Origin of the sequence: Nocardia sp. NPDC057272 (genome assembly GCF_042668615.1) — a bacterium.
GTDB lineage: Bacteria > Actinomycetota > Actinomycetes > Mycobacteriales > Mycobacteriaceae > Nocardia.
In genome coordinates, this window is the sequence record NZ_JBHUYK010000018.1 from 15,781 (window position 1) to 31,947 (window position 16,167).

At 68.7% G+C, this 16,167-nt stretch carries 17 protein-coding genes; 10 read left to right on the top strand and 7 right to left on the bottom strand.

Features of this window, described 5'->3' with window-relative positions:
* The first annotated feature begins 253 nt into the window (after positions 1-253).
* The 3 genes from ACFULV_RS22745 to ligD all read left to right on the top strand — a co-directional run bounded on the left by ACFULV_RS22745 (position 254) and on the right by ligD (position 2,898).
* Complete coding sequence (locus ACFULV_RS22745; protein WP_378631467.1) at positions 254-640, top strand: cold shock domain-containing protein; 387 nt, start codon at positions 254-256, stop codon at positions 638-640.
* A gap of 183 nt (positions 641-823) precedes the next feature.
* Positions 824-1,903 (top strand): ATP-dependent DNA ligase, encoded by a 1,080-nt coding sequence (locus tag ACFULV_RS22750; RefSeq protein ID WP_378659746.1) that lies wholly within the window; start codon positions 824-826, stop codon positions 1,901-1,903.
* Positions 1,900-2,898 carry a non-homologous end-joining DNA ligase gene (gene ligD / locus ACFULV_RS22755; RefSeq protein WP_378631346.1) on the top strand — a complete coding sequence of 333 codons (999 nt, stop codon included), beginning with the start codon at positions 1,900-1,902 and terminating at the stop codon, positions 2,896-2,898. The genes ACFULV_RS22750 and ligD overlap by 4 nt, the downstream gene beginning before the upstream one ends.
* Before the next feature lie 4 nt (positions 2,899-2,902).
* On the opposite strand, the gene ACFULV_RS22760 is transcribed toward ligD, so the two are convergent.
* Entirely contained in the window at positions 2,903-3,616 is a 714-nt protein-coding gene (locus ACFULV_RS22760) for a hypothetical protein (protein WP_378659748.1), read from the bottom strand.
* Positions 3,617-3,872: 256 nt separating this feature from the next.
* Between ACFULV_RS22760 and ACFULV_RS22765 the strand changes: the two genes are divergently transcribed.
* Entirely contained in the window at positions 3,873-4,226 is a 354-nt protein-coding gene (locus ACFULV_RS22765; RefSeq protein ID WP_378659750.1) for a hypothetical protein, read from the top strand.
* On the opposite strand, the gene ACFULV_RS22770 is transcribed toward ACFULV_RS22765, so the two are convergent.
* Entirely contained in the window at positions 4,223-4,792 is a 570-nt protein-coding gene (locus tag ACFULV_RS22770) for a TetR/AcrR family transcriptional regulator (RefSeq protein ID WP_378631343.1), read from the bottom strand. The genes ACFULV_RS22765 and ACFULV_RS22770 overlap by 4 nt on opposite strands.
* Positions 4,793-5,027: 235 nt before the next feature.
* On the opposite strand from ACFULV_RS22770, the gene ACFULV_RS22775 reads away from it, so the two are divergent.
* A complete protein-coding gene (locus ACFULV_RS22775) occupies positions 5,028-6,458 on the top strand; it encodes an SDR family NAD(P)-dependent oxidoreductase (protein WP_378659753.1) in 1,431 nt (476 codons plus the stop codon).
* Between the two features lie 69 nt (positions 6,459-6,527).
* Positions 6,528-6,902, top strand: coding sequence for a DUF2784 domain-containing protein (locus tag ACFULV_RS22780; RefSeq protein ID WP_378659756.1), 375 nt, complete (start codon positions 6,528-6,530; stop codon positions 6,900-6,902).
* Here ACFULV_RS22780 and ACFULV_RS22785 read toward each other — a convergent pair.
* Positions 6,883-7,635, bottom strand: coding sequence for a thioesterase II family protein (locus tag ACFULV_RS22785; RefSeq protein ID WP_378659758.1), 753 nt, complete (start codon positions 7,633-7,635; stop codon positions 6,883-6,885). The two genes, ACFULV_RS22780 and ACFULV_RS22785, sit on opposite strands and share 20 nt — an antisense overlap.
* Positions 7,636-7,677: 42 nt before the next feature.
* Here ACFULV_RS22785 and ACFULV_RS22790 point away from each other — a divergent pair, with 42 nt between their 5' ends.
* Entirely contained in the window at positions 7,678-9,054 is a 1,377-nt protein-coding gene (locus ACFULV_RS22790) for a CoA transferase (protein WP_378659761.1), read from the top strand.
* 9 nt (positions 9,055-9,063) lie between these two features.
* On the opposite strand, the gene ACFULV_RS22795 is transcribed toward ACFULV_RS22790, so the two are convergent.
* Positions 9,064-9,633: a TetR family transcriptional regulator gene (locus ACFULV_RS22795; protein ID WP_378659763.1), complete on the bottom strand. Its 570-nt coding sequence runs from the start codon at positions 9,631-9,633 to the stop codon at positions 9,064-9,066.
* Positions 9,634-9,738: 105 nt separating this feature from the next.
* Between ACFULV_RS22795 and ACFULV_RS22800 the strand changes: the two genes are divergently transcribed.
* Genes ACFULV_RS22800 through ACFULV_RS22810 form a run of 3 tightly spaced genes read left to right on the top strand, consistent with a single transcriptional unit; the run spans position 9,739 to position 12,926 of the window.
* Positions 9,739-10,953: an FAD-dependent monooxygenase gene (locus tag ACFULV_RS22800; protein WP_378659766.1), complete on the top strand. Its 1,215-nt coding sequence runs from the start codon at positions 9,739-9,741 to the stop codon at positions 10,951-10,953.
* A gap of 54 nt (positions 10,954-11,007) precedes the next feature.
* The gene (locus ACFULV_RS22805) at positions 11,008-12,048 is read left to right on the top strand and encodes a nucleoside hydrolase (RefSeq protein WP_378659768.1); all 1,041 of its coding nucleotides are present in this window, start codon (positions 11,008-11,010) and stop codon (positions 12,046-12,048) included.
* Positions 12,045-12,926 (top strand): amidohydrolase family protein, encoded by an 882-nt coding sequence (locus ACFULV_RS22810; protein WP_378659770.1) that lies wholly within the window; start codon positions 12,045-12,047, stop codon positions 12,924-12,926. Before ACFULV_RS22805 ends, ACFULV_RS22810 begins: the two co-directional genes overlap by 4 nt.
* Here the strand turns inward: ACFULV_RS22810 and ACFULV_RS22815 are convergent, their stop codons facing one another.
* The 3 genes from ACFULV_RS22815 to ACFULV_RS22825 form a co-directional block, all read right to left on the bottom strand.
* A complete protein-coding gene (locus ACFULV_RS22815; RefSeq protein ID WP_378659772.1) occupies positions 12,927-13,976 on the bottom strand; it encodes an alpha/beta hydrolase in 1,050 nt (349 codons plus the stop codon).
* Positions 13,977-14,180: 204 nt separating this feature from the next.
* Entirely contained in the window at positions 14,181-14,813 is a 633-nt protein-coding gene (locus ACFULV_RS22820; RefSeq protein ID WP_378659775.1) for a response regulator, read from the bottom strand.
* Entirely contained in the window at positions 14,810-15,964 is a 1,155-nt protein-coding gene (locus ACFULV_RS22825; RefSeq protein ID WP_378659777.1) for a sensor histidine kinase, read from the bottom strand. Before ACFULV_RS22825 ends, ACFULV_RS22820 begins: the two co-directional genes overlap by 4 nt.
* Between the last annotated feature and the right edge of the window lie 203 nt (positions 15,965-16,167).

Sequence of the window (16,167 nt, forward strand, 5' to 3'; positions counted from 1 at the left end):
AACGCCACTACCGGCGCCGTATCCCCCCGATCTGCTCCCCACACCGGGGTCCGACACGCGTCCACAACCTCCACACCGTTTCGACAGGTGAGCAACGCTAATGAGCCGATGTGAACACGCAGTTACCGGATCGTGACCATGCTCGGTCAGGCCGCCCGCATCGCGAATCCCAAGATTTCGCCGACTATCCACTTTCCGGGCGAAATCGCCCAAAAGCCGCGTTAGAGTAGCGACGGGAAGCGGAGCGAGGAGTCTGTTGGTGTCCATCGGGAAATTGGTGTCGTTCGACGGTTCACGGGGTTTCGGATTCATCCGGCCCGATGACGGCGGGCCCGATGTATTCGTCCACGTCAACGACATCGGTCTCGACGAGGACGAGCTGCGCCAGGGTCGCCTGTTCGAATTCGATGTGACCGAAGGCGATCGGGGTCCCAAGGCGATCAACCTGACCGGGGTCGGACAGCCCCCCGCCGCTCCGAAGACGCGCAAGGGCGGCGACCGGCTCGGTCCCGACGAACTGCGTCAGCAGATCACCGAATTGCTGCTGGAAGCGTCCCCCGCGCTCACCGCGGCCGAGATCATCACCATCCGCGACCGGTTCACCACCTTCGCCGACGAGCACGGCTGGCTCGACAGCTGATCTCGTTCCCGGGCCGCTGTCGCGCCCGCCGATGAACTCCGGCGCGGACTCGGCGAGCGCGACAGGCACGCACTCGATGTCCGCGCACGTGTCGGTCCCCCGTCCTACGATCGCCTCACACACCGATGAATCGGGCGTGCTCGCATCGTCGACACGGGTGAACACACCCGCGAGGAGGATCGGATGGATCTACCGGTGATGCCGCCAGTGCGCCCCATGCTGGCCAAGTCGACGCCGTCGCTGCCGCGCGAACCAGGACTCAGCTATGAGCCGAAGTGGGACGGCTTCCGCTGCGTCGTGTTCCGCGACGGTGACGAGATCGAACTCGGCTCCCGCAACGACCGCCCGCTCACCCGGTACTTCCCCGAGCTGGCCGAGCTGCTGAAGGAGGCGCTGCCGCAACGCTGCGTCATCGACGGGGAGATCGTGGTCGTCACCGATCACGGCCTCGATTTCGACACCTTGCAGCAGCGGTTGCATCCGGCCGCGTCGCGGGTCACCAAGCTCGCAGCGGAGACACCGGCCAGTTTCGTCGCCTTCGATCTGCTCGCCCTCGGCGATCGCGATCTGACCACCGCACCGTTCGCGCAGCGGCGCCGCGAGCTCGAGTCGTTGCTCGACGCCGCGCCCGGCCGGATCCATCTCACGCCGATCACCCAGGATCCCGACGTGGCTCAGGACTGGTTCACCCGCTTCGAAGGCGCGGGCTTCGACGGCGTGATGGCCAAGTCCGACGAGCTGGCCTACCTGCAGGACAAGCGCGTGATGCTCAAGATCAAGCACGAGCGCACCGCCGACTGCGTGGTCGCCGGTTACCGGATGCACAAGGACGGCGAAGGCGTCGGTTCGCTGCTGCTCGGCCTGTTCGACGACGAGGGCAATCTGCACCATGTCGGGGTGGCGTCGAGTTTCACCGCGGCCCGGCGCCGCGAGTTGCTCGGCGAGCTGGCGCCGTTGCGCGAGAACGCGCTCGACGAGCATCCGTGGCGCAACTGGGCCGACGCCGCCGCGCAGGCGAACGCCGACGGCAAGATGCCCGGCGGGCAGAGCCGCTGGAGCGGGGGCAAGGATCTGTCGTGGGAGCCGCTGCGGCCCGAGCTGGTCGCCGAAGTGCGCTACGAGCACGTGCAGTCGGGACGGTTCCGCCACGGCGGGCGGCTGGCGCGGTTCCGCGCCGACCGGACCCCCGATTCGTGCACTTACGCCCAGCTCGACGAAGTGGCGCCCGCCGAGCTCGACGCGATCTTCGGAGTCGGCCGATGAGCGCCGCGGTGGAACTCGACATCGACGGCCGGACGCTGACCATCAGCAATCCCGACAAGGTCTACTTCACCAAACGCGGCGAGACCAAGCTCGATCTGGTCAACTACTACCGCGCTGTGGCCGAACCGCTGCTCGGCGTGATCGGCGGCCGACCGCTACTGCTGGAACGCTATCCCGACGGCGCGTCGGGCAAATCGTGGTTCCAGAAGCGGGTACCGAAGTCCGCGCCGGACTGGTTGCAGACCGTGGAGGTGTCGACCCCCAACGGCACCACCAGCGACGCGCTGGTGGCCCACGATCTCGCGCACATCCTGTGGGCGGTGAATCAGGGCTGTCTCGGTTTTCACGTGTGGCCCAATCACGTTCCGGATCTGCGGATCGCCGACGAACTACGCATCGACCTCGATCCCTCGCCCGGGATCGGTTTCGATGATCTGCGCCGGGCTGCGGTGCTCACCCGCGAACTGCTGGCCGAACTCGGCGTCGACTCGTCCATCAAGACCTCGGGCTCACGCGGCCTGCACATCTACGCGGCGCTGGAACCGCGCTGGGACGGCTACGAGGTGCGGGCCGCCGCGGTGGCGCTGGCCAGGGAGCTCGAGCGCAGGCATCCCGAGCAGATCACCGCGCAGTGGTGGAAGGAGGAACGCGGCTCGCGGGTGTTCATCGATTTCAACCAGAACGCCCCGCACAAGACCGTGTTCGGCGCCTGGTCGGTGCGGCCGAAGGTCGGCGGTCAGGTGTCGACACCGATCACCTGGGCCGAACTCGACACCGTCGTCCCCGATGAGCTCACCCTGGCCACCGTGCCCGCCCGCCTCGCCGAGTCGGGTGATCCCTGGGCGAACCGGGCACCGCAATCGATCGAACCGCTGCTGACGATGTCGGAGCGCGACATGGCAGCGGGGCTGATGGACGCACCGTGGCCACCTCAGTATCCGAAGATGCCCAATGAGCCGCCGCGCGTGCAACCGAGCCGGGCCAAGAAGGAGTGAGAACCTATTCCGTGGTCCACGGCGACCAGACCGCGGCGCTGCCCTTGCCCTCGCACACGAGCGCGTGGTTGTCGGAGGTACGGCCCGATTTGTCCACCGAGGGATCGCATTTAGCCCCCGCGGTGTAGTAGGACCCCGATACCTTGAACGGCCCTGACCAGGTATGACCACTCGGTCCGCGCAGACACAGCAATGTCGCACCGTCTGCCGCGACGCCGAGCAGACCGGCCTTCTCCGCGGTGCACTCCGTGCCCTTCTCGACCACGCCGCTCTTCTCGCCGCCGCCCGCGGGGCTCGTCACCGGGACGGCCTCGGTCACCGTCGGTGCCGTGTGCGAGGTCACCGACACCGGCGTCGGCGTGGTGGTCGCCGCCGACTGGGCGAGTGCCGGCATCGACACGTCCAACCCACCGACAACGGCGAGCCCGATCGCTGCGGCGACCGCCACCTCGGAGATACCGAGCAGCAGTGCCAGCACCGCGATCCCCCTCCCGCGCGGATGCCCGAACGACAGCAGCCCGAACACGATCGCGATCGGGAACAGCAGCACCAGCGCGGCGGCCAGCGCCACCATGGAGTAAGGATTCACGCGCGGTTGGTCGCCGCGGCGACCGCCGGTCGCACTGTCCGCGCTCACCTGCGGCCAGCGCTGGCCGTCCCAACGCCGATCGTCGGACTCCTGCTCGGGGTCGTCATCCCATTCCTCGTACCGTGCCATCAACCCCGGGTCCCTCTCCGATCTCCCCGAGCGCACAACGAAACAGGTGCGGCGCCGGGTTTGCGACGAGAATAAGGAGTAAAAGCCCGGTAGCACAGCTCAAACGCGAAATAGGGTCACAGTGACATAACGTGTCAACTCGCGCGAGCCCCCTGGTAACGAACCGGCTAACACCCTTACCCCGGCGGACGGAACAGGTTCATGCTGGTCATCAGGTACACCATTGCGCGCACCCCTGAGCACGCGAGGAGGACTCATGCCCGACAGCACGCCGTCGGCAGACCGCGCCTGGCATGCCCAGGCCGGTGATCTGCTGGCCGACGATTACAACGTTCCCGGCATCATCATGTGCGCGATCGGGGTGGTCGGGCTCGCGTGCACCCTCGTCGCGGCGGGTACCGAGCACACCGGATGGGCCGTGCTGGCCGGGTTCATGACGTTACTTTTCCTCGGCGGCGGTGTCGGTGCGCTGATGTTCGAGCATCACCGGGAGAAGAAGATCGAGCAGATGCTCGGCCGCACCGGGCACGCGCCCGGCCATGCCGGACCCCAGCGCTACAGTGCCGCCGCGATCGCGATGCGGCGCTCGGGTCGCGCGCTCGATTCCTAGCGCCCGCCCGATTCCCCGGTCGGTTCCGGCTCGGTGATCAGCACGCTGGGAATCGTCACGGTGATCATCGTGAGCAAGGTGTCGGCCAGCAGTTGATGCACCTGCGCTCTGGTGAGGGTGCCGCGGGTGATCCATTCGCGCCCGGCGACTTTCACCAGACCCGCGTAGGCCAGGACCAGTGCGCGCAAAGGCGCACTGTCTGCCAGATCGGCGCGCCCGATCATCACCAGCATGCGTTCGGCGGCGGCATCGTCGGCCTGATCGAGGATCTGCTGCACCTCGGGGTCGTCGCCGACACCCTCGTGGCTGGTCACCTTCACCCAGGTGGTGCCGTGCTCGGCGATGGTGTCGAGCAGCCAGCCCACGATCGCGTCGACCCGCTCACCCGGTGTGCCGTCGGGAATGGACACCTTGTCCTGACGCGGCAGGGTCACCATGCGACGCACCACCGCCAGATAAAGGTCGCGCTTGTTGCCGAAGTAGTGGTTGATCAGGCCACGGGCCACCCCCGCGCGCTGGGCCAGTTCCGCGGTCGACACCGCCGCGTAGGGCCGCTCACCGAACATGTCGATGGCACACGCCAGGATCTGCGCTCGTCGCTCGTCGGGTTCGAGCCTGCGCCTGCGCGGCGCGTCTGCGGTGTCGGTGTCCAGCGGGGAAATCGCGGTTCTCCGTCGAGTTCGAGAGCCGTCGCGCGGTTGCGGCGACGGCCCATCACGATACCCAGCGGGTCGCTCGCGCGGCCAATGCGACAATAGATGTCGTCCACCGCTCCCGCACGAAGGAATGTCGCACTCCCCGATGACCGAGAACATGATCGATCCGGATGAGTTGGCGACCTGTCTGCGGGTACTGGAACGCGCCGGGCAGCTGGAGAAGGAACACCCCGACTCCATCGCCGTGCAGCGCGCCGTCGGGCACATGTTCAAAAAGCTCAAGCACCGCCGTCGCATCGAGGCCAGGGAGCAGATCTCCTCGAACGACCGCGCCGTCATCGCCGCGACCGCGACGGGGTCCCCGCAGCGCATCGACGACGAGACCGCGGGCATCCCGATCAGCTCGTCCACCTCGAGCGCCAGCGCGGGCACCCTGCTCAAGGCGCGTCCCTGCTACATCTGCAAGCAGAAGTACACCCAGGTCGACGCCTTCTACCATCAGCTGTGCCCCGAGTGCGCGGCCGCGAGCCACACCAAGCGCGACGCCCGCACCGACCTGTCCGGCAAACGCGCCCTGCTCACCGGCGGTCGCGCCAAGATCGGCATGTACATCGCGTTGCGGCTGCTGCGCGACGGTGCGCACACCACCATCACCACCCGCTTCCCCAACGACGCGATCCGCCGCTTCGCCGCCATGGAGGACAGCGCCGACTGGCTGCACCGGCTGCGCATCGTCGGCATCGATCTGCGTGACCCCGCGCAGGTCGTGGCGCTGGCCGACGACGTCGCCGCCCAGGGCCCCCTCGACATCCTGATCAACAACGCGGCCCAGACGGTGCGTCGATCGGCCGGCGCCTACAGCGCCCTGGTCGACGCCGAGACCGCGCCGCTGCCCGCGGGCGTCCTGCCGGAGATGGTCACGTTCGGCAAGACCATGCAGGCCCACCCGACCGCACTCACCGCCTCGCTCACGCCGTCGCTGTCGGCCACCGATGTCGCCGAACTCGCGCTGGTCGCCGGTTCGGCCACCCCGGAGCGGATCGCGGCGGGCGTGGCCATCGACGCCGGTGGTCTGGTGCCCGATCTGGCGCACACCAACAGCTGGGTGCAGACCGTCGGCGAGGTGGAGGCCACCGAGTTGCTCGAGGTACAGCTGTGCAATTCGGTCGCGCCGTTCATCCTGGTGTCACGGTTGCGGCCTGCCCTGGCCGCCGCGGCCGGTCGGCGCAAGTACGTGGTCAACGTCTCGGCGATGGAAGGCCAGTTCGGGCGCGGCTACAAGGGCCCGGGGCACCCGCACACGAACATGGCCAAGGCCGCGCTCAACATGCTCACCCGCACCAGCGCGCTCGAGATGTTCGAGGCCGACTCGATCCTGATGACCGCGGTCGACACCGGCTGGATCACCGACGAACGCCCGCACTTCACCAAGGTCCGCCTCGCCGAGGAGGGCTTCCACGCCCCGCTCGATCTCGTCGACGGCGCCGCCCGCGTCTACGACCCGATCGTGCAGGGCGAGGACGGCGTGGACCTCTACGGCTGCTTCCTCAAGGATTACCGGCCTTCACCCTGGTGACGCAAGCGATGCCGAACCGGAATGATGATCATGATGCCGCCCGGGGAGCACGGTACATATCCTGAATAGGTGCCGTTCCGGGTGCTGGCCGACGTTCTCGCCGTCACCCACGTCGCGTTCATCGCGTACGTGGTCGCCGGCGGCTTCCTGGCGTGGCGATGGCCCCGCACGATCGGCCTGCACGCACTCGCCGTGGCATGGGGCTTCGGCACCATCCTGATCGGCTTCGACTGCCCGCTCACCTACGCCGAGAACTGGGCGCGCAGGCAAGCGGGGGTGGGCGAGCTGCCCGCTGCCGGCTTCATCGACCACTACCTCACCGGGGTGATCTACCCCGACAGCGCGCTCGGCTTGGTGCGCGCACTGGCGGCACTGGCGGTGCTCGTGTCGTGGCTGGGCTACGCGCGCCTGTACCAGCGCCGGCTCAGTTCACGTGCCGTGTGATCTCCTGCGCCACCGCGGCGTGCTGCTCATCGAGGTAGAAGTGCCCGCCACCGAACGTGCGCAGGCTGAACGGCCCGTCGGTGACCGCACGCCACTGTTCAGCCTGGGCCACCGTGGTCGTCGGATCCTCGGTACTCACCAAGGCGACGACTGGGCAGCTCAGCTGTGCTCCCGGGCGATGCCGATAGGTCTCGACCGCCTGGTAGTCGGCGCGCACGGCGGGCAGCACGAGATCGGCCAGGCCCGGTTCGGTGCGCAGCAGCCGCACCGGTGCGGGATCGTTCGCCAGCCGCTCCAGCTCGTCGATGAGCGCGGTGTCCGACCCTGTGTGTAGCTGTCCGGTTTCGACGAATTCCGGTGCGGGACGCCCGGAGACGATGAGGACGCGGGGCGGTTGTCCGCCGGCGGCGAGTCGCAGCGCGGTCTCGTAGGCCACGGTCGCGCCCATGCTGTGCCCGAACAGCGCGCGAGCCGGTCCCGCCTGACGCGCGATGTCCGCGGCGATCCGGTCGGCGAGCAGATGCAGGTCGGTGATCGTCGGATCGTCGAGCCGGTCCTGTCTGCCCGGATACTGCACCGCCGTCACTTCCACACCGGCGCCGACGTGTCGCGCCAACTCCCGATAGAAGGTCGCCGATCCCCCACCGGGCGGAAAACACGTCAAACGCCCGCGTGCCGCAGCGTCCGATCGCAGGATCCGAACCCACTCCGTCGCAGCTGTATTCACGCCCACATCACGCTCCTCACCCTCTTCACCGCAACTAGGCTGGTCGATGTGACCACCGCGCAGCAGCTCGTCCACGCCTACGAGGCGGGACTGGGACTCCCGCCGTCGAGCGATGCCGACGTGCCGGATCCCGGTGCGCGGTTGGCGGCCACCCTACCGGTGTGGGCGCTCGCGGCGGGTTCGGTCGCGGCAGTGAGCGCGGCCGCCAACCGGGTCAGAGTCGCGCACGGCTTGCCCGCGCGCCCCGTTCGCCTCGATGCCGACCGGGTGACCGCGGCGTTCAGCAGTGAACGGCTGTTCCGGCGAGGCGGTAGCGCGCCCGCGTTCTTCGCCGAGCTGTCGGGCTTCTTTCCCACCGCCGACGGATGGGTGCGCACCCACGCGAACTACCCACATCACCGGCAACGATTGCTGCGCGCGCTCGACCTCCCGGACCCCGGAGACGCCACCCAGCTCACCGCCCGGTTTTCCGCGATGAAGGGCGCCGAGATCGAAGACGCCGCCGCTGCCGTGGGCGCCATCGCGGCACGAGTGCGCACCGAGGGCGAATGGGCCGACAGCCCGATGGGCCGCGCGGCCGCCCTCGGGCCCTTGGCCGCCGTCGATGCGCGCGACGCGCGCACGCCCACCACGCCGTGGCCAGGTGCGGGCGAGCGCGTGGCGACCATCGAGCGACCACTGAGCGGCCTTCGCGTGCTCGACCTCACCCGCGTCCTCGCGGGCCCGGTGGCCACCCGGACGCTGGCCTTGCTCGGCGCCGACGTGCTGCGAATCGACCCACCGCACCTGCCCGAGATCGACTGGCAGTTCTCCGACAACGGCCAGGGCAAACGCTCGACCTTGCTCGACCTGCGCACCGACCTGGCGACCTTCGAGATCCTCCTCGACGAGGCCGATGTACTGGTCACCGGCTACCGCCCGGGTGCCCTCGCCGCGGCCGGTGTCCGCGCTGCCCGACGTCCCGGCTTGATCGAGGCCTCGGTCTCCGCCTGGGGTACGAGCGGACCGTGGGGCGCGCGTCGAGGTTTCGACAGCATCGTCCAAGCGGTGTCCGGCATTTCGTTGCTCGAGGGAGCGCCGGATCGGCCCGGCGCACTGCCCGCGCAGGCACTCGACCACGGGTCGGGCTACCTGCTGGCCGCCGCCGTCATGGATGCCCTGCTGGCTCGCGCCGACGACGGGTTCGGCCGCAACGTCCGAGTTTCCCTGGCACGCACCGCATCCTGGCTCCTGGCCGCGGACGACCGCTGCCCCGACCACCCCGCGCCGACCCCGCCGGAGCCGGCGTCGACCGTCACGCACAGCGAACTGATCACGGCCGCACCGGCATTCGCCGACTACGACGACTATCGCTGGCCCGCACCACCCTACGGATCAGCGCAGCCGTTCTGGGTCGAAGCGCCCGATCACTACCACCGCCCGTGACCAGGCGGCTCACTTCCCCGCGAGCGCCCGGATCGCCACCGTGAGCTGATCACCATCGACAGCCACCTCACCCGGGTCCAGCAGCCACAGCAACCCGAGCCCCTGGGCGATCACGAAATACATCCGCCCGATCGCCGCGGCCTGTGCCGCGTCGAGCTCGGGGTGGGCCGCCTGCACATGGGCGCCGAGGTCGGCGAACGCCCCGGACAGCTGGTCGCCCAGCTGCGCCCGCGCGTCGTCGGAGCGCACGATCCGCACGATGTTCTCCAGGCTGGCCAGCATCGCCTCGTGATTGCCTGCGAACACCTCGGGCATCCCGTTCCACAGCAGCGCGAGCCCCTCCAGCGGTGACTTTCCGGTGCCTGCGGCGATCAGCTCGTCCATCGCATCGCCCATCCCGGTGCCGAGCGCCTCACTCAATGCCTCGGTGACGAGGCGATCCTTCGACCCAAAGTGGTAGCCGATCGCGGCCAGGCTCACCCCCGCCGCGGCGGCGATATCACGTGCGGTCGCCTTCGCGACGCCGCGCTCGAGAATCACTTTGCGCGCCCCCGCCAGGAGATCTTCTCTGTTTCCCATGCTCAGCAGCCTACCCGATCGTCTCAGACGTTTGTTCTAGACATACGTGCAAATCTCTGTTAGACATATGTCTAAGACATTCGTACATCAGACGGGAAACACATCATGAGCATCACCAGCACCCTCCACGTTCTCGTCTCCGGCGGCGGCATCGCCGGCAACGCGGTCGCACTCCAGTTGCTGCGCAACGGCATTCGCACCACCGTTGTCGAGCGCGCCGCGGTCCCCCGCCCCGGCGGCCAGGCCGTCGACCTGCGCGGCCCGAGCAAGGAAGCCGCGGAGCGGATGGGCCTGATGGAGGGCATCGCCAAGTACCAGCTCGACGAGCGCGGCATGTCCTACATCGACGGCGACGGCAAGATCTACGCCAGGATGGCGATGGAGGACTTCGACGGACAGGGCGCCGTCGCCGAAATCGAGATCACCCGGGGCGACCTCAATCACGTGCTCCTCGACGCGCTGGCCACCGCCGACAACGGTCAGCTGGACTACCGCTACGGCGAGTGGATCGACCAGGTCGTCCAGGACGACACCGGCGTGGACGTCACGTTCGCCTCCGGGGCCACCGAGCGGTTCGACCTGGTGATCGGCGCCGACGGCATCCACTCGGCGATGCGACGACTGGTCTTCGGGCCCGAGGAGAAGTTCAGCACCAACCTCGGCGGCTACGGCGCCTTCTTCACCATGCCCAAGCCCGCCGATGTGGAGCCCGGCTGGTTCAGCATGCGCCTGGTGCCCGGCGCCATGCTCGGCATCCGTCCCGACGCCGACCCGAGCACCGCCAAGGCGATCATCACCATGCGCACCGAGCCGGACCCGGCGCTGCGCCGTGACGTCGACGCTCAGCGCGCGCTGATCAGGAAGACGATCGGCGACGCGGGCTGGCATGCCCCCGCCGTCCTCGCGGCGATGGAGTCCACCCCCGACTTCTACTTCGACGAAGTCGCCCGCGTCGACGTTCCCGAATTGTCCGTCGGTCGCGTGACACTGATCGGCGACGCGGGCTACTGCGGCTCACCGCTGACCGGCATGGGCACCGCGATGGCCATCGTGGGCGCCTACATCCTAGCCGCCGAGATCGCGGCCACCCCGGCCGATCTGGCCGCCGCGCAGCAGCGCTACCAGGACAAGATCTCGCCGTTCCTCGACAAGGCCAAGGAGATCCCCGGTGGCGGCATGGCGATGATGATCCCGAAGTCCCCGCTGTTGACGCGGCTCGCCAAGACGAACGTGCGGCTGATGATGTCGCGCCCGATGCGTCCGCTCACCAAGAAGATCTTCTTCGGCCACACCGAGGAATTCGCCCTCCCGACCTACTGACCCACCCGCCGACTGGCCGCGGACCTCGACAGGTCCGCGGCTACTCTCGATGACGTGCCGCAGAAGATCATCCTCGACGTCGATACCGGAATCGACGACTCCCTGGCCATCCTGTATCTGCTGGCCTGCGACGAGGCCGAGATCATCGGCATCGCGGCCACCGCCGGCAACGTGGACGGCGCCCAGGTCGCGGCGAACACCCTGGCGATACTCGACCTGGGCCGGGCCCCCGAGATCGAGGTGGCGCTCGGTGCGGCCGAGCCGCTCGCCGTCCCCTTGCGTACCACCGAGGACACCCACGGTCCGCAGGGACTCGGCTACGCCGAGCTGCCCGTGTCCTCGCGTGCGCTGTCGTCCCGATCGGCGGCCCAGCTCTGGGTGGACCTGGTCCGTGCCGCCCCGGGCGAGGTGATCGGCTTGTGCACTGGCCCGCTGACCAATCTCGCACTGGCCCTGCGCATCGAGCCCGAGCTGCCGCGTCTGCTGAATCGTCTCGTCATCATGGGCGGCGCGTTCAACCATCCCGGCAATACGACTCCGACCAACGAGTGGAACATCCACGTCGACCCCGAAGCGGCCAAGGAAGTGTTCGACGCCTTCTCGGCGGCGCCCCCGGAGCGCAGGCCGCTGGTGTGCGCACTGGATATCACCGAGTCCATCGAGATGCTGCCCGAACATCTCGTTCTGCTCGCACAGGCGGCACACAGCGCTCCGATCGAGCATGTCGGTGCGGGTGATCCCCCCGAATTCCGTTCGGCGGCCGGCAATCCGATCATCCGCTATCTCACCGACGCGGTGCGGTTCTATTTCGACTTCCACCACCAGTACGACCTGGGATATCTGGCCCACATGCACGACCCGTTCGCGGCCGCGGTCGCGCTCGACCCGGCCTCGGTGACCACCCGCCCGGCCACCGTCGACGTGGAGCTGGCCGGCACCATCACCCGTGCCACCACGGTCGCCGACTGGGCGGGCATGTGGGGCCGGGAACCCAACGCCGACATCGTGATCGGCACCGACCCCGCCGTTTTCTTCGAACGCCTCGTCACCCGCGTCGGCGCCCTGGCCCGCCGCCTCTACCCGGAGCAGTCATGACCGTAGACACTGTCGCCTACCTCGCCGACTTCCGCGCGCGCTACCAGCTGCCCGCGATCATCGACGTCCACACCCACTTCATGCCCGACCAGGTGATGCGCAAGGTCTGGGCCTACTTCGACACCGCGGGGCCGCTGACGGGCCGTCCGTGGCCGATCACCTATCGCGACGACGAACAGGTGCGCCTGAAGACCCTGCGCGACTTCGGCATTCGGGCGTTCACCTCCCTGGTGTACCCGCACAAGCCGGAGATGGGCGCCTGGCTCAACGACTGGACCGCCGAGTTCGCCGCACGCACCCCCGATTGCCTGCACACCGCCACCTTCTACCCCGAGCCGGACGCGCCGCGCTACGTCCGCGAGGCCATCGACCGTGGCGCGCGAGTGTTCAAGGTACACATCCAGGTCGGCGCGTTCTCGCCCTTGGATCCGCTGCTCGACCCGGTGTGGGCGATCCTCGCCGAAACCGGCACGCCCGTTCTGATCCACTGCGGATCGGGTCCCGCCCCCGGCGAATTCACCGGACCCGCGCCCATCGCCGAACTCCTGCGGCGCTTCCCGACCCTGCGCTTGATCATCGCGCACATGGGGACCCCCGAGTACAGCGAGTTCCTCGACCTGGCCGAGCAGTACCCGCGGCTCTACCTCGACACCACCATGGTGTGGACCGATTTCAGCGAAGGCGATGCACCCTTCCCGCCCGCCGAACGAGAACGCCTGCGCCGCTTCGCCGATCGCATTCTGTTCGGCAGCGACTTCCCCAATATCCCGTATCCCTACGCCGAGTCCGTCGCCGCAGTGGAACGCCTGGACCTCGGTCCGGAGTGGCTGCGCAAGGTCTGCCACGACAACGCGGCGCGGTTGTTCGAGCTCGACTGATCAGGCGGGGATCTCCATCCCCTCGGCCAGCAGCGGCCAGGAGTTCTTGAAGGCCTTCTGCCAGTAGCCCCACGAGTGGGTGCCCTGGGTCGACAGGTCGAAGGTCGCGGGAATGTCCAGTTCTTCCAGGCGATTCTGCAGGTTCTTGGTGCACCAGCGGGTCGTGGCCTCGATGACGCCGCCGACGACGATCTGGTTGGCCAACCCGACCGGACCCCAGGTCACCAGGTGCGAGTCGCCGAGCTTGTCGAACTCGCCGGGCAGGCCGTTGCCGTTCGAGACGTAGAGCTTGGTGCCGCGCAGCCCCTCGGCGTTCACGACGGGGTCGTTGGCCGCCCAGGCCGGATCACCGGGCGGACCGTACATGTTCGACGCGTCGCCGCCGCCGGTTCCGACCACGACATTGACGAACTGCCTGCCCACCGGGTCGCTGATCTGGGCACAGCCGCTGTAGGCGGCGACCGAGCGGAACAGTCCCGGTTTCGCGATCGCCAGCTGTAGCACGGAGGTGGCCGTCATCGAGTTCGCCGCGATCGCGTTCCTGCCCGTCGTGGCGAACATCGTGTCGACGAGCGTGGGCAGTTCGTCGAGGAAGAAGGTCCGCCATTTGTTCACGCCCAGCATCGGATCCGGCTCGCGCCAGTCGGTGTAGTAGCTCCACGCGCCACCGATCGGCATGACGACGTTGACGTCCTTGCCCGCCAAGAAGTCGACGACGTCGGTGTTCTGTTCCCAGGTGGCAGTGTCCTCGCCGCCGCCCGCGCCGTTCACCAGATACAGCGACGGCCGCGGTACCGAGGTGTCGGCGGGGCGCTGAACCTTCACCGAGACCTCGCGACCCATGGCGGCCGAGTGGATCCGTACGGTCACCTGCCGACCGTCGATCGCGGTCACCTCGGCCCGCGAACCGTCGATTGTGACGGTCTGATTCACCACCGCGGCAATCGGTTCCGGCTCTTGCGCATGCGCCCCGCTCACGCCCATCATCGAGCCCACCACGACGAGCACCGCCGAAACCGCGCTGCGGCACCTCACCGATCCAACCTCCATGCGAAAACCGACCGCTCAGTGCGGCTCGTCACAATATCGGGCTGGATCACACTGTCGTTACCGGTTTCTTACCGATTCGTCACCGAACACCACGCCAATTCGGCGAATCATCGTGCTGCGACGGTGAATCGGGCCCGCCGATGCGCGGGCCCCTCCGCCTCGAGCAATGCCACCGCGAAGCCCACCATGGAGATTCTCGAGATATCAGCGGCCGATGACCTCTGCCGCGTAGACGGCGAGGCGAACGCGGTTGTCGGTGCCGGTCTTGCCGAGCAGGTTGGCGATGTGGGTCTTGACGGTGCTGACGCCCAGGTGGAGCTGGTCAGCGATCTCCTGGTTGCCGTACCCCTGGGCCACGAGACGAAGGACGTCGAGCTCGCGTGGCGTCAGCTCGGGAGTGCGGACCGGCGGCGACGGCGCCGTGAGCGCCCGGTCGACCAGGCGGCGCAGCAGCGCGGGCGAGAACATCAGATCGCCCTCCACCGTGCGCCGGATCGCATCGAGCAGCACGGCGGGCTCGGTGTCCTTGACGAAATAGCCCGCGGCTCCGGCGGACAGCGCGGGAAACAGGTGTTCGTCGTCGTCGAAAGTGGTCAGCACCAGCACTTTCGCGCATGGTGACGCGGCCAGGATCTGCCGGGTCGCCGCGACACCGTCGAGGCCGGGCATCCGCAGGTCCATCACGACCAGGTCGGGGGCGAGCTCGGCGTAGAGCCGCACCGCCTCGACACCGTCGGCCGCCTCCCCGACGACGGCGAGGTCGGTGGTGTCCTCGATGAGCATCCGCAGGCCCGCGCGCACGAGGCGCTGATCGTCGACCAGCAAGACGGTGATCACGACAGCCCCACTCCCCTCGTGGTGTCCGGTAACCGAGCACGCACCGTCCACTTCGCGTCACCGTCCGCGCCCGTTCCGACAGCGAGGCTGCCCCCGGCGAGTTCAGCGCGCTCGCGCATCCCGACGATCCCGTGTCCCGGCGGCGCCGTCGCCCGCTCGCGACCGCTGTTGACGACTTCGAGGGTGATCGCGCCGTCGCGCCTGATGATCGCGAACCGCACCGGCACCGCACGATCCGCGTGCTTCATCACATTGGTCAGCGACTCCTGCACCAGACGCAACAGCGTGAGCCTGCTGATCGCGTCGAGCCCGCCGAGGTCGGTGTCGACCTCGGCCACGACAGTGAACCCGGCAGCACGAACCCGAGTGAGCGCCGCCTCGACCTCGGTCGTGACCGCGTCGGTGTCGACCAGGGCGACGGCGCCGAGGGCCGGATCGCGCAGAGCAGCGAGCAAGCGGCGAATGTCGGCGAGCGCATCGGCCGCGGTGTCGCGCACATCGTCGAGCACTGCGGTCACGCGCGGATCGGCTTCGCGCACAACATGTCCCGCCACCGAGGTCCGCAGCACGATCGAGGCCATGTGGTGAGCGACCACATCGTGGAGTTCCCTGGCCAGCGCGGCGCGCTCGTCGAGGCGGGTACGCGCTTGCGCCTCCTCGGCGCGCAGGCGCAGATTCTGCGCCAGGTCACGCTGCCCACGCAGGTACAACCCGAGCAGCAACGGAAGACCCACATATGCCGCGGCCTCGACGAGGGTCGACGCCCGCCCGATCGAGCTGTCGTGTAACCCGACCCGCCCGAGCGTCACAGCCGCGGCCCAGCCCGCGGTCGCCACCGCGACGGTCGACCACCGGTGCGTGCGCGCCACCACATCGACCAGGGCCACCGCGCCGAGGTACGGCGCCAGCCCGGACACTCCCCAGGCGTCGGTGCGCAGCATCGGCACGGCCAGCGCCGACAGTGCGAGCGACACCGCGAGCGGCCACCCGGCCGGAAACACCACGGCAGCGGTCATCGCCAGCAGCCAGTAGTGCGGCGGCACACGGTACTGGCCCGGGTAGGTGCTGGCCAGCAGCAACACCGGGATCAGCGCCAGCGGCAGCCACCGCAGTAGCCCTCGCCAGTCGCGGTGGGCGCGGATGTCGATCACGCCCCCACGGTAAGCGACCGAGTGGTTCGGACCGCGCGAGCAGGCGGTCGGCGCGCCCGCGCGGGAACCGGCGGGAGCCGCGAGGGAGCTCAGTCGGCGAGCCGTTCTGGATCGGCTCGGGATACCAGGCGGCCCGCGTGTGCGCAAGGGCCGCGCGGGTGGAATCCGGCGGTCCGGGTCGGGCCGTTCGGCGGAGTCCCCGC

Excerpts from the sequence above, each read along its gene's own strand:
- ACFULV_RS22750 (WP_378659746.1), top strand. The coding sequence starts at position 824 with ATGGATCTACCGGTGATGCCGCCAGTGCGCCCCATGCTGGCCAAGTCG.
- ligD (WP_378631346.1), top strand. The coding sequence starts at position 1,900 with ATGAGCGCCGCGGTGGAACTCGACATCGACGGCCGGACGCTGACCATC.
- ACFULV_RS22760 (WP_378659748.1), bottom strand. The coding sequence starts at position 3,616 with ATGGCACGGTACGAGGAATGGGATGACGACCCCGAGCAGGAGTCCGAC.
- ACFULV_RS22765 (WP_378659750.1), top strand. The coding sequence starts at position 3,873 with ATGCCCGACAGCACGCCGTCGGCAGACCGCGCCTGGCATGCCCAGGCC.
- ACFULV_RS22770 (WP_378631343.1), bottom strand. The coding sequence starts at position 4,792 with ATGTTCGGTGAGCGGCCCTACGCGGCGGTGTCGACCGCGGAACTGGCC.
- ACFULV_RS22775 (WP_378659753.1), top strand. The coding sequence starts at position 5,028 with ATGACCGAGAACATGATCGATCCGGATGAGTTGGCGACCTGTCTGCGG.
- ACFULV_RS22795 (WP_378659763.1), bottom strand. The coding sequence starts at position 9,633 with ATGGGAAACAGAGAAGATCTCCTGGCGGGGGCGCGCAAAGTGATTCTC.
- ACFULV_RS22800 (WP_378659766.1), top strand. The coding sequence starts at position 9,739 with ATGAGCATCACCAGCACCCTCCACGTTCTCGTCTCCGGCGGCGGCATC.
- ACFULV_RS22810 (WP_378659770.1), top strand. The coding sequence starts at position 12,045 with ATGACCGTAGACACTGTCGCCTACCTCGCCGACTTCCGCGCGCGCTAC.
- ACFULV_RS22815 (WP_378659772.1), bottom strand. The coding sequence starts at position 13,976 with ATGGAGGTTGGATCGGTGAGGTGCCGCAGCGCGGTTTCGGCGGTGCTC.